We start from the raw sequence: 13,878 nt of genomic DNA, 5'->3' as shown, positions 1-13,878 counted from the left end.
TAATGATAATGATTACCTAAAGTTGTGTAACTACTTAAAGACGCAACTTATAAGTGTGAGAAGATTTTTGTTATTTATTAACTCAGATACAGGAATTTCTCCTGAGGTTTCAATCAATAAATTATACAAGAAAATATTTAGTCATGAATTAACTCAAAAACATATCTCATTTGAAATTAAAAGAATTCATAATTCTAGTATTGCTCTTTCAAAAGTGAATAGGATCCCTAAAGATTATTTGAACTCCAACTTACATCTAACCATTAAATTTTCAAATTCAGAAATTCTTGAACTAGATGAGCTTTATAACAATATGCTCTACAAGGTTATACGATTCTATAAATATTTATATTCATCAATTCATAAATACCTCTCAAACAAACTTATCAATTTACTACCTCCTACAAATAAGCCAGATCCAAAACTTGATAAATACACAAATAAGATTAAAGAAATTAATCAAGAAATCCATCAATTTATTGAGTCAAATGGTGATAGATTTATCCTCTCAGAAAGGGATAAACTTCCAGAAGTATATAGAGCAAAGCTACCATTCAATGGATTGTTTCATATGACGAGTTATAAAAACCTAAGTTCTATTTTAAAACTAGGTCTATTATCACATAAGAAAGCACATAACAACAATCATATAACAGAAGATATTTCGAATCAAGAGGTTAATTTGAAAAGGAATCGATATGTTAAATCAATAGATAGAAATATTCACGACTTGGTTCCCTTATACATCAACCCACAAAACCCCATGCTAAAATCATTAAAAAATAAAGAGGTATGGGATGATTTAGTTTTCTTAAGAGTTAATCCTGATATAATAATTGACGATACTGCATTCTTTTCTAATGGTAATGCAGCATGGGATGGAGCTAAGTTCTTTAGCTCAACAAAGGATTTGAAAAAATTAAACTGGCGAGTGTTGAGACAACCCGTTTTGATAGATACTGATAAAATAAAAAAATATAGATGTTCTGAAGTACTTGTTGATGAAAAAATTCCAATGTATTATGTAGATGAGATTTATTTAAAGGATGAGAAATTACTTCAAAAGGTTATAGAGTTATTTCCCAATCACTTGGGTATCAAAATAGCACTTAACCCTGAAATATTTGTAATTCCAAATTAAATTATCCTTTTTACTAACACATTCAACTTTTGAGTATATTCTGTACAAAAACAAAACTGACTGTTTGATTTAGTAGTTTTTTTATTTCTACCGTCTTCATAGATAAATAAATGTTCTAAAAAAGGTTGACCTCCTGCATCTTCTGTATAAGAAGCCAAGTCACATTGATAGTATAAAAACTTATATCTGAAGTAATCACTAATACCTAAACCAGCTTGTTCTGCTTGATTCGCTAAAGTCTGAATTGTTTTGTCTAGATTAGACTTTCCTTGGAAATACTTCCCTAAACTATCATGTTCTACTAACGCTAAAATTATTGGTAATTGCTTCTTAATGCCAAGAGAGACAGAAAGTTTCGTAATCAATTTCTTCGTTACAATGTATTTCTTTTTTGTTGCGAATCCTTTCTCATTCATTGCCATAGGTTTGCCAATATCATGCAATGCGAGTAAATATTTAAACCAATTACCCTCTTTGTCGTCAAATAAGCTTAAATCCAAATGACCAAAATACTTGAAAAACTCACTTAACACCAGAAAAGTATGCTCTCTCAGTTTGTAATGCCTGATTTGACGATTATATAAAGCGATAAAAGAACTATCTATTTTTTCGATTATAGATATAACTGAAAATGGAGAAGATAATTTCATTATGTAGTTGGTGTTGTGATTTGAAAATGTTCTTTATACTTGGTTAATAATACACCTAAAGCTTCTTTTAAGAATAACTCAACGGTCAATTTAATGTAGTGTCTTTTAGTAGATTTAGAGATGGGTTTGTGACTCTTTCTACCATTATCATCTATAAAATATGGATGGACCAATTTTGATCTATACTGATAAATAGATTCAAAATAGGTTCCTATTATATTATAGGGATCTCCTTTTTCATTCAAATGGGTATAATTATCTCTCTCTAAAGATTGTTTTGGAATCTTATTAACTGTTTCTTCTAAACAATCATTTATGTAGAAAAAAATAAGATTATCAAAACAAAGTAAAGCATGGGTAATCCATCCCATAGCTTCATGATGTTCCAGTTGAGAGCACTTATACTTTATTCTAACACATATTTCAGCCATTTCATTAGAATAGTCATATACATTAGGATGTATACTTGACTTGAAAGAGAATCCTAAATCATTAACATTTAATATATCAGAATATAAATATTCTAAATACTCCTCTAAGTTGTACAACTCTGATATAAGCTTATCTAAATGAGTCTTTTCTAGTTCCGACATTCCTTCATCATAGCTAGAGATAAAACTTAGTTGTCTATTATTTTTATAACTCATAAACCAAAAGAATTAAGCATGGGTTCCAATTCTAATTTTCCTCTTTTACGATCCATATAAATCCTCATTAAAGTTTTTCTCAAATACGCATTGGGCTCTTTCTTTATTGATACATCAATTAATTCATCAACATCATCACTTTCAAGCTTAGCTATTAGTAATTTGTATAAGCCAAGTTTGGCGTAATCTGTTAGATGACCAAATGTATAGAGCAGGGACTTTAATTCGTCATCAGTAAATACCTGTTTAATACTTAAGGTAAGAAATAAATGATGGGTGATCCATTCATAAGCTTCAAACTCCTCCACAAGAGAAATTAGATGCTGTTTAAGTTCAGGAAGTGAAGGAAACTCATTCAAGACAAGACAGAAATAATTAGCTCGCCAAGGATATTCTTTAATCAAGAACAACCAGTAATTTGAAGTTTTAGAATAATCTATTTCTTCTATATCAGCATCTTGTTCTTTTATACTACGTATTGCTATTCTATATCGATAACTCAAGTTCACAAAGAATCGATCTGATGTGACGTTAGTTAAGGGAATAGAAAGGCTACCATCTTTATTCTCAAAAGAATTAAGCAAAATATCTTCAACATCATTAATTTCATCCTTCCAAAACTTAATAACATTCTCCTTTCCTTCAACCTGTTTAAGTTCTTTTGCAGACTCATTTTCAGTAAGATTACTACTGCTTTTATTTTCTTTAAAATAAAACTCTGATGTTAAATTGTGTTCCTCATACAACTTTTTTAAAAATTTAGACACCTCCATATCCGTAGCTTTATAATCTACGTGAAAGTCAATTATCGAGTCATCATTTTTTCGATCAACAATCTCTCTTATACTCGTTTTGCTAGAATTAATTGATAAAGCAAAACCTTTTAAGTACGTATCTAAATACATTAAACAATCTCTTAGCTCTCTTGTATCAGAACTATATATTCGTATATCGTCCATATATCTACAATAGTAGATAGTTTCATCAAAATTCATCTTCTCCATAAAGTATTCATCTAAATCATACAGAAGAATATTTGCTAAAAAATGGGAAGGACCTGGACCTTGAGGAATACCTACCCCGATTGTCATATTAGATTTTGTTCCAGACCAACAATTAAGTAAAAGGGATAACAGTTCTAAGATGTCTTCCTCTACGAAATAATCTTTATTCAATTTTTCAAGAAGACTAAAATGAGGTATACTATCAAAAAAACCTGTAATATCAGTCTCTAATTTATAGTTAACTTCATCATCAAGGATTACTCCATTAACGAAGTTTGAAAACTCGTTATATAAATTTAAATATGGCTTATAAAAAAAATAACTAGGGGGACTTTTTAGATCACTTTTATTAGAAATTAAATTTTCTCCAAACTTTACTTCTTCATTTAATACATTTCCAAAAACACAAAGGTAAAACTCCTCAATTTTATCATAATTCTCATATGCTATTATATTGACAATTGCCTGATAGACAATCGCATCTTCAATCATAAGGATAGTCTTTGTTCTTTGCGTCCCAGATGATTTTGGGACATAGAATTTCTGAGGTCTAATTGGCTCATATTGGTTATTTATTAGCTTATTAGATAGTCTTCCTAAATTATCATCCAAATTTGCCTCAAAAACACTTATCCCCCAGTGGTCCTTAATAGTACTATCAGACCATCGTAACATTCGCTCCCAAGCTAATTTCAGATTATCACAATTAAAATATTTTTCCAGTACCATTTTGGTAGATTAGATTCTAATTATAGAATGGTGACACTATAGGTCAATATTTCTTAAAGATAAAGAATAATAGATAAAAAGTTGTTTATTCTCCATAATTGTTAGGTTTGAAGTTTTTGTTCTTTAGCCAATTATTGTTTATCTTTTCAGAGAAAGTAACTTTATTTAATTTCACATAACCTATTATGAGTTATTTTGATTCATTTTTCCGTCCAAGCCCAATGGGAGTTAGGCAAGAATATTCAATTGAAGATCTTTTCATTCCTGTCATGCAAAAGGGATATGAAAAAACAGAATATGAGATTGTTATTAGTTATCGAGATGAGTCATTGAAAGAAACTTTACGTAATTGCAAATTCGCTCTCTATGAGTACCCCGATGGAGGAAACATATATTATGTAAGAGGCTCTGTATATGAGGATTTAGGTGAATTAACAAAGGCAATTAGTGATTTTGAAAAATACTGTTCTTATTTTCCTGATAGACATAATGGTTATTTCAAATTGGGTGTATGTTATGAGGCTTTAAAAAAATATCCAGAAGCTATTAATTATTATAAAAAATCCATTGAATGTTGGAAACAATACAAAAATTCAATACCTCGTGTAAAACGAGCAAACTATATATTTAGCAACATTGAATCTTCATACAATAACTTAGGGGTTTGCTTAGCAAATTCAAGAGATGTTGTTGGTGCAATTAGAGCTTGTAATAGAGCAATTCATCATAATATTGATTATCCCAATGCATATTATTTAAAAGGGGTATTAATGTGGAAAATAGGTGCTGAAGAAAGTGATTACAATTTGTTCTACATGGGTATTGAAGGTCTTAAGGATGCTGCTAATCTTGGTGCACAGCCAGCTAAAAATATCATAAGCCAATACAACCTTCAGCATCATATTGACAATTCTCCAATGAAGGCTACTAGTACTCAAAATAAAAAAGCATATAATTATTATAAGCAAGGATTAGAAATGTATTTTTTCCAAGATTTTTCAGAAGCTGAGTTTTATTATTCACAGGCATTAATAGTTGATCCTAACTTCTCTGATGTTTATAGAGACCGAGGAGCCTTATATGATGATTTAAACAAATACCAAGAAGCCATGAAAGATTATAACAAAGGTATAGAATTAGCTCCTAATGATCCAACCCTATATTGTAACAGAGGCTCTCTTCTCTTAAAAGTCAACTTTACTCATAAAGCAATAGTCGATTATAATAAAGCTATTCAGCTCCTTCCTTCCTTTGCCTTAGCATACAAAATGCGTGCAAAAGCAAAAGAAGAAATTGGTGATATCACTGGAGCACAACAAGATTACTATTTAGCACAAAAATATAGCTAAACTAAAATATATCTTCTTGAATTTCCCTTTGTGTTCTAGTATCTTCCTCTTTACTTTTATCATCATTTAGAAGTAGAGGTAAATCTTCATTATTTTTATCTGAACTTGCAAATCTAGCTCTAGTCTTAGCCCATTCTCTAAGTTTATTAATTTTTGTTCTCATAGTTTTAGCTAATGGAACTGTAGCTTTGATTGCTTGTAGTAAATGAGCTGAACTAATTTCAGGATTTTCCGAATCTTCTAGATAAGCTATAAACATAGCTTCTTTAACAGCTTCTGCTATTTCAGCTCCATTAAAGTGGACTGTTGACTCTAAAATAGATTCAAAATTAGTTATTGCTTTTTCCTGATTATATTTCTTAAGATGTATTCTAAATATATCTTCCCGTTCTTTTTTTGTAGGCAAGTCAACAAAGAAAATTTCATCAAAACGTCCTTTTCTAAGAAGTTCAGGTGGCAAATTGCTGATATTATTTGCTGTAGCCACAACAAAAACTGCTTTTGTTTTTTCTTGCATCCATGTAAGAATCGTCGAAAAGACTCTAGAGTTAGTCCCACCATCCTTCTCACCACCTCCTACACTTAAACCTTTTTCGATTTCATCAATCCAAAGAATACATGGGGCAACTGCTTCAGCTGTTGCTATTGCATTTCGAATATTGTTTTCACTGCTTCCTACCTCAGCTTGAAAAACACGTCCAATATCCAGCTTAAGTAAAGGCTGATTCCATTCTTGGGAAATACTCTTTGCGGTTAAGCTTTTTCCAGTTCCTGGAACACCTAGTAATAAAATACCTTTGGGCTCAGTAAGTCCGAATTTTTTTGCCTTTCTCTCGAAAGATTTTTTTCTCAGTGTCAACCATTCTTTTAACCTATCTAAGCCTCCTACACTAGTATTCATTTTTTCATTTACATGATAGTAATCAAGGATACCACTCTTCTTTATTATTTGTTCTTTTTCTCTAATAATAGCTTTAATTGCATCCTTACTATTTAATCCTGTTTTTACTTTTGCCAAGCGAAAAGCTAGGTCAGCTTCTGTGTCAGTTAACCCAGCAGCTGCGTCCAAAATCATCTTCTTTAGATCAGGATTGATTTCAGGGGCACCACGATTAACTGCATCTAACCTCGTTTCTAAATCATTCTTATCTGGTAGAGGAATATTTACCACAGTTATATATTTTTCTATTTCTACAGGTAATTTACTAAACGGAGACAACAATAAAATATGCTTGTTATATTTCTTAAGAAAATGTGTCAGTTTTCTAAGTAGTACAACAAATTTATCTCCCCTGTTAAAATATTTATGTGCGTCCTCTAATAAGAAGATTTCTTTTTTATTTAGAAATTCTTCTTTCCCTTTCAATATTTCTTCTAAAAGCCCATCAGGACTTTTAGTTGTTTTATGGTCAGGATGCTTGATTACATCACCTAAATCAGTTGTATTCAACTTTCTGGTATGAGTTTGAAGTCCTGCTGCAATATCCCACGTATGGAATACATAATTTTTTTGAAAAGCAATACGTCTAACAGTCTGAACTATCCTACTATATTCGGGGGATGCTAAATATACTATAGGATATCTAGCATCGAGCATATTCTCTAATTCTAAAAATTCTTTCTGCATAATATAAATTTTAGTTTTTAGCTTTTATTTTATTATTTGTACAATAGGATTTATGTTGATATTCAATAGGGACCTCTTTTCGTATAATCTCTTCTCCTTCTCTTCTTTTACTGCCAAAAGCCTCGTCTATTTTCTCCATCGCTTCATCTGCCAACTCGTGTATGTCTGATGGAATATAATTAGAATCCGATACAATTGTTCCATCATACAATATCGTAAATCTAATTTCTACATATGGCTCATCTTCATTCTCTAACTTTGAGTATGCCACCATAAAAAAACTATCGACCTCTTTCTCATTTGGTTCAAAATCATTATCATTCTTAAGCATAAACCCTACAGATTCAAACTCGGAAATAATAGTTTCCTTTGCATATGATACATTTATTTGATAGAACTCTGATTGAAGTTGAGCAACGAGTTCTTTCCCATTCTTCATGTAAAAACTATTGTGAGTAATTGTATTATTCTTTACAATTAATGCAGGCTCTCCATGCAAATGAGCCCCCTGTTTTGCATTATAAACTTTAAGGACACCATCCTTCACCTTATATTTCCAGCCTAACTGTTCACAAGCTTGTATTAAAAAATCTTGATTCATGATTTCTGGATTCTTCAAAAATGTTGAGGATTCAAAACAAGACATAGTATTTAGTTTTTATTCTTTTTAAATTTATTTCTAGATTTAGATTTACCTAGTTTATTTTTCAAACTGATAATATCATTAAATGCTTTTTCAGAAATAGTATTTAAGCCAAGCAATCTAGCTTCTTCTATTAGTTTAGGGTGATTTGTTAAAATAATAGGGTTTTCACTTCGGTCAGAATATACCCTTCCCATTGATAGTATTTCAGAAAAAGGTGAAGTCTTAAATTTATTTTCCAAAACTTCTTTTTTACCTTGATTCAACGTTATTCTCTTCTTTTTTTGAAAGTTCTGAATTTCACTTAATGCTCTAGGAACAATGGTTTTATACTCTGGAAGTTCTGACCAACTTTCTAATCTCTTAAAAATATTTGATGACAATACAACTTTATCTTTGGCATATACTTTTTGGAGAATTTGAGCATCATTTAAGAATATATCATAACAGATAATTATAGTGTTTTTATGTTCAATCAACTTAAAACTAAACTCTTGCTTAGTTATTAAGTTATCTAATTCTTCAAACAATGAAAGTTCGGAGTCCAAACAATCTAACTTAAATGTTTCAATTTGATTCCTAAAGTTTTGACAATCTCTATATGATGAGGCAGAAAAGGATTGAAAATCTTTTATTTTTTGTTTTAAGATTTCTCTTCGAATAGTTTTTACATCTTCCAATAAACTAGCTTTTCTCACTTCTACTTCTTCGATTAATTTAGTATAATTGTCAAGCTTCGCAAAGGGAATTGTTTTATTAGTACAAGATTCTAGAAGTTTATAATCTTTCAAATCATTTTCCTCCGAAGGAGAATAATCATCCATATATTCCTGAATATCGCTTATTATATTTGATACACTTTCTTCTGCAAAATCATTTTTAATTTCATTAATCTCATCTGTTAAATCATCAATTGATGTTTCTGTTTTTAAGACAAATAACAGATCAAAATAGTTTTTTTTGCTTTCTACCATTAACTCTATTCTATAGTTCTCTTCTGAATAAACCCTTCGTTTTCCTCCAACATCACAAATTAATTGAAAGCACTCTACTTCATCAGCAAATAACACATATGAATTATTTGTCGAATTAGCTGTCTCTTTTAAATCCAATACTTCTTCAATCAAGTATGGATTATCCTTATCAACCTCTAAATCAATGAATAAAAATTTATCCTTGTCAGATATCTTTTGAATTACTTCTTTTACTAATAAAATAGCTTTCCTATCATAGCTCTTTAATGACAAGTAAACCTCACCTTTTGCTAACTCTATCACCTTAGGAAGCCAGAAGCAAAAGAGTTTATATTGACTGAAATTCTCAGATAACCTAAATTGATTTAAAGCTTTTTTTGCCCCTTTTATATTTTTTTTCTCTACTAATAAATTGAGTTTCTTATTTATAGAAAGTATATTATCCCTCCACATTTTAGGTGTTTCCTTATACCTTGACAAAGTATTTAGTTTTGAGGAATTTCGCCAAAAGTCTGATATTAGTTCTTTCTTTAACTCAGGTGACTCTGTAAACAAATTAGTAAAGCCTTTATCAACTTCTTGAGTAGAGGGATTATACACAACTAGCCTAATTTGCTTATTTTCGATAGAATACAAGAATGTTGCAATTAATTCAGTTTGATATGAATTCACTTTTTTCAATTCTAAATCTTTGAATGAATTCATTTTTTCTAAATCATAAATGCCAGGTATTTGATGTGTTGCAAAGGACTTAACAAAAGCCTCGTCCTCATAATCAATCGAATCTGATAATGGTACTTCTACAGAACTACCTAACTTATTACCAAATAGTTTTTTGGCATTTTTATGTATTCCCCCTTCAACATCAAAGAATAATGAAAACACTTTCTCTTCTATTGTTCTAAACTTTTTCTTTTTACCTGCATATTCTCTCCCTGTTTGAGTTATTCTACATTCAGAAAAATGAATATCATTACATTCTATCATTTCAAAATCACAAAGATGTTGAATCCCTTCTCTAAGAAGCTCATATTCTGCTAAATCTTTATACTTTTTTTCATTGGGTTTATCCTCAACATTAAAACCTAGAATATTTCCAATTTTTTCAAGACTCAAAGAATCTTCCACTTGTAACAATCCACAAATTGCTTTATCTAACAAGGATAGATCAATTGCTTCAATACACGTTGCGGAATACTCTGCAAGTGAAAATTCCCATGAAAATTCTAGAAAGCCAAGATAGACCTCTGTGACTTGCTTATGCGTTCTAATCGCTTTAAGGATGTTATATTCTAAATCATTAATCATTACTATCGAGCTTCACTAAATCTTCGTATTTAATTATTGATTGTTCATTTTGAGTCTTTTGCTCTGACTCAATCACATTAATCACATTTCTATATATGGCATTCCCTTCTGTATCAATATAACTTTTAAAAAAATCTTTATTTCCTACAATAATCAAAAGCCTTCTGGCTCTTGATAGAGCCACATTTAATCTCTTTGGAGATTTAGCAAATCCTATATCTGAGTTCCTTACCTCTTTTCCAGAATCTAGTTTTAACTTATTACTTCTCACAGTTGATACAATAATAATATTCCGCTCCATCCCTTGGAACTTATCAACTGTATTGAGTCGTATAGGGATTTTTAACTCCTCTCTCGCATATTTAGCAGCTTCTTTAAGTTTTTTGACTTGATGCCCATAAAAAGTAATCAGACCTATTTCTTGATCCTCTTTCTTATCAGTACTCCAATGGTTCATATATTCGTCAAAACCATTTGAATTTCTAAGCATTTTTAGAACTAACTTAATCGCTTCTACTTCGGTCTCATTAACTCTTGATGTACCACTTTCCTGCTCAGGAGCATCTACATCCACCCAAATAACATGTTGAAAAGGAGTAATAAATCCTTTGTAATATAACCCATGATGTCTGGAAAATGGATTATTCAGATTTGCATCGTCAGCATGCTCAAGTAACTGAGGAGCAGGTTCTAGTCCTTCCTCTGAATCAGAATAAAACTGCTTAATTACTTTATTAATTTGAGGATGCATCCTATATTGCAAATTAAATGAACTCTTAATAGAGGGAGATACTTTAGGATGAGTAATTAACCTTTCGAATTGAGAAATCCCAACAAAGTCTTTATCTATTTCTTCGGCTAATTCTTTAGCCTCTTCTGATTCTAGGGCCAATAATGTCTCTTCAAAACTCTTTTCATGTAGCATTGGAGGCAACTGTTTATGATCTCCGATGATTACATTTTTCTTTCCAAAACACATGGGAAGTAGCAATTCAGGAGGGGTAGCTTTACTTGCTTCATCTGTAATAACTATATCGAACTCTAGAGGGATAAACCTTTCTAAAATATTATTGACTCCTTTAAATCTTCCATCAAAATCCTCATACCTCTCTTGTACATTCTTAATTCTTTTGTAAAGCTTTCCAATACACTCTTCCTCAATTACTCTCTCTTCTAAAACTCTATCGTAATATGATAGTTCTACTTTTTTATCTGGATTAAATAGTTTTTGATATTCACATGCAAAAGTGATACTACCTGCTGAACTACTTGTACTACCTACGACATTAGCATGTTTAATATACTTATCTTTGAAAAGTTCCTTCATCTCTGTTTCAGGCATGGCCATATCTGTGACCCAATCCTTTATAATTTCAGAATATTTTGGATTTTGGATTTGTGCATTTGATGCTATTCTATTCATCCAAATCTGAACGGCATTATCTGCATGATTCTCATCTACCTCCTCTTCGTCTTCTAAATCCAGCTCCCCAAGTGAGTCAAGGTAAGATTCTTCTTCATTCTCTTCTTCATCTTCTAAATTTGTTTCTCCATAATCCTTATCAATCCATTTCATGATTCTATCAAAGGAGTACTTCTTACCTTCATTTTCTAGTTTTGCTACTTTCCCAAATCGTAAGGGTTTAACCAAAGTATGATTTCCATTTAACAGTTTTACTAGTGCATTATCCACGGCTAAATTAGTTTCTGAAGTCAATAGAACCTTTTGCTTTTGGTTAACTCTAATCATTTGCCAAATCATTTCAGCAATAACCGTTGTTTTCCCTGTTCCTGGAGGTCCTTGGAGAAGAGCTAAATCTCTTGCGTATAACGCTGACAAAACAGCTTTTCTTTGGGAATCATTAAGTTGTAACAATTCATGCTTCACTAGTTGCTTCCATTCCTCTGAATCAGTTGAAAGATCTTTGTAAATCTCCTCCGCCTTAGATGAGTCAAAAATAAATTCTCCTAACTTAGTATTCACAGGCTTCTTATTCATTTGGTCCTGTGGCGTATTGATTTTAGCCATTGCTTCATTTAGCCAACCAATTTTAACCTCATCTCCCCTCAGGTTAGGATAAACCTCTGTAATAATTGTTGAATCCTCCTCTAGATATTTTTTTAATTTTTTTACTTGCTTTAAATCCTTTTTTGTTCTTAAAGGAATTGCAAATAGCAAGGAAGACATCGAAGATTGATAATAGTTCAAAATACCGATTGAGGGTCTCTCTATTTTTCCTTTCTTATTTACTCTTTCAATATAGAACTCTGTGCCATGAAGGAATTTTAGCTTTTCATCAAATAATTGCTTTTTATTTTTCTTCGCTAGTAAATCGATTTTTACTCTAAATTCAAAATCTTCTGCTAGTGGATCCCTATCAGGATAGAATTTATTTAACCCTTTTATTTTTTCAATTTTATCTTCAAGTTCATCGAAATCAATGAAATTAAATGCAATTATTCTTTTCTCTGAATTTAGCCTAACATCATCTGAGTCAAACCCTAAGCCAAACAAATCTTGTTTTAAATCTTGCCAAAATAAATCATCAAATTCATTTTCTTCTGAATTTTGAACAAAAGAATAAACCTCTCTAATTTGAAAATGAATGCTATTTGCTCCTGCTTCTATTTCTTTTTCACGTTTATTGAACAATACTTTTTTCAAAGAATTATATTGGTCTTTAATTCTATTATAATTGTTTGTTTTTATTGGAGAAGGAATCGAGTCTTCAATCTTCAACCCATTGCTATCAACAATAAATATCCGCCCAATAAAAGCTTCTCTCTTCAAAGAATATTTTTTTATGATACTCTTGGGGACATTTACTGTTCTATTGTTCTTTGAGTAGATTTCAATTAAACCTGATTTATCTCCCTGCCAAACTTTAACTTTTCTCCCAAGATCATTTAATAAAGCTTCAATCTTTTTATAAACAAAAATTGGCTTAAGCTTAAAAAGGCATAATAATTTTTCTTTTCTGGAGTATGTTTCACAAAAAGGAGCTCGATTTATTAATACATCAAGTCCTTTGTATATATCCTTCAACCTCATATGAGTTTCTCCTGTATCTCCATCTACTTTTATGTCCAAGCCTAGCTGTTTACGCAACTCTTTTTCTAATTCTTTATATTCAGGATTCTCCTCTTTTACTAAATCAACCTGAAATTGATATCTGAATATATTTCCATCTTTTCCCTTTATAGGAAGTAGTGGATAATATTTTTTTACACTGAATGGGGTAGAATTATTACTTAAGATTAACTCCTGAGCTTCAATCCATTTTGTCCAAATATCTCTTTGATTTTCAACATATGCCTTTGGAGATATTTCTAGATTGCAAATTTCCTTATGAAGCTCAGCAAATTCTTTGCTAGGAAAAGGGTTATCATTAAACCCTACCAATTCATAACTACACAACCTAGCTAACGTATATGAATCATTTAGGTTAGTATTAAACTCTTCAACGACTAGTTTCGTCTTTTTTGAGAGCACAACCTTATAATCATGAGTTTTAGGCAACCATTTTAAGGTCAACTTCAAATTAATATTTTCTGAAGTAATCGGAATAATAATATAGTGTTCGTCTTCATTCTTTTTCTTAAAGAAACACTCTATATGAGAGTCATTTAAAAATCTTTTTAAATCTTCAAACGAGTATCTTGACTCTTTTTGCAACCAAGAGACAGCCTTGTTATCAAATCTGATAACAACATTAATAGTTTTCTTTCCAAATCCAAGATCCTCTTCGTAATACATATCTTTAGGGGTTCTATTAACTAGACAAACAATTATTTGTGTGTCTTCT

The 13,878-nt window shown here is 30.8% G+C and carries 9 protein-coding genes; 2 read left to right on the top strand and 7 right to left on the bottom strand.

Annotated elements, in window-relative coordinates; translation table 11 throughout:
- Positions 1-55 precede the first annotated feature (55 nt).
- Positions 56-1,141 (top strand): DUF4433 domain-containing protein, encoded by a 1,086-nt coding sequence (locus AsAng_RS01295; RefSeq protein ID WP_264790959.1) that lies wholly within the window; start codon positions 56-58, stop codon positions 1,139-1,141.
- Here the strand turns inward: AsAng_RS01295 and AsAng_RS01290 are convergent.
- From AsAng_RS01290 to AsAng_RS01280, 3 genes are read right to left on the bottom strand one after another with little or no spacing between them, the layout of a single operon-like run.
- Positions 1,138-1,791: an HD domain-containing protein gene (locus AsAng_RS01290; RefSeq protein ID WP_264790958.1), complete on the bottom strand. Its 654-nt coding sequence runs from the start codon at positions 1,789-1,791 to the stop codon at positions 1,138-1,140. The two genes, AsAng_RS01295 and AsAng_RS01290, sit on opposite strands and share 4 nt — an antisense overlap.
- Positions 1,791-2,438: a hypothetical protein gene (locus tag AsAng_RS01285; RefSeq protein WP_264790957.1), complete on the bottom strand. Its 648-nt coding sequence runs from the start codon at positions 2,436-2,438 to the stop codon at positions 1,791-1,793. The genes AsAng_RS01290 and AsAng_RS01285 overlap by 1 nt, the downstream gene beginning before the upstream one ends.
- A complete protein-coding gene (locus AsAng_RS01280; RefSeq protein ID WP_264790956.1) occupies positions 2,435-4,171 on the bottom strand; it encodes an RNA-directed DNA polymerase in 1,737 nt (578 codons plus the stop codon). The genes AsAng_RS01285 and AsAng_RS01280 overlap by 4 nt, the downstream gene beginning before the upstream one ends.
- A gap of 185 nt (positions 4,172-4,356) precedes the next feature.
- Here AsAng_RS01280 and AsAng_RS01275 point away from each other — a divergent pair, with 185 nt between their 5' ends.
- A complete protein-coding gene (locus tag AsAng_RS01275; RefSeq protein ID WP_264790955.1) occupies positions 4,357-5,520 on the top strand; it encodes a tetratricopeptide repeat protein in 1,164 nt (387 codons plus the stop codon).
- 1 nt (position 5,521) lies between these two features.
- On the opposite strand, the gene AsAng_RS01270 is transcribed toward AsAng_RS01275, so the two are convergent.
- The 4 genes from AsAng_RS01270 to AsAng_RS01255 are packed head-to-tail and all read right to left on the bottom strand — an operon-like array spanning position 5,522 to position 13,829.
- A complete protein-coding gene (locus AsAng_RS01270) occupies positions 5,522-7,147 on the bottom strand; it encodes an AAA family ATPase (RefSeq protein ID WP_264790954.1) in 1,626 nt (541 codons plus the stop codon).
- Between the two features lie 10 nt (positions 7,148-7,157).
- Positions 7,158-7,793: a hypothetical protein gene (locus AsAng_RS01265; RefSeq protein WP_264790953.1), complete on the bottom strand. Its 636-nt coding sequence runs from the start codon at positions 7,791-7,793 to the stop codon at positions 7,158-7,160.
- 5 nt (positions 7,794-7,798) lie between these two features.
- Positions 7,799-10,072 carry a hypothetical protein gene (locus AsAng_RS01260; RefSeq protein ID WP_264790952.1) on the bottom strand — a complete coding sequence of 758 codons (2,274 nt, stop codon included), beginning with the start codon at positions 10,070-10,072 and terminating at the stop codon, positions 7,799-7,801.
- Entirely contained in the window at positions 10,065-13,829 is a 3,765-nt protein-coding gene (locus AsAng_RS01255) for an AAA domain-containing protein (RefSeq protein ID WP_264790951.1), read from the bottom strand. The genes AsAng_RS01260 and AsAng_RS01255 overlap by 8 nt, the downstream gene beginning before the upstream one ends.
- Between the last annotated feature and the right edge of the window lie 49 nt (positions 13,830-13,878).

The sequence above is a fragment of the Aureispira anguillae genome (assembly GCF_026000115.1).
In the GTDB taxonomy this organism is placed as follows: domain Bacteria; phylum Bacteroidota; class Bacteroidia; order Chitinophagales; family Saprospiraceae; genus Aureispira; species Aureispira anguillae.
Note: the sequence above shows the minus strand (reverse complement) of the source record. Positions and strands in the feature narration are given on the sequence as shown.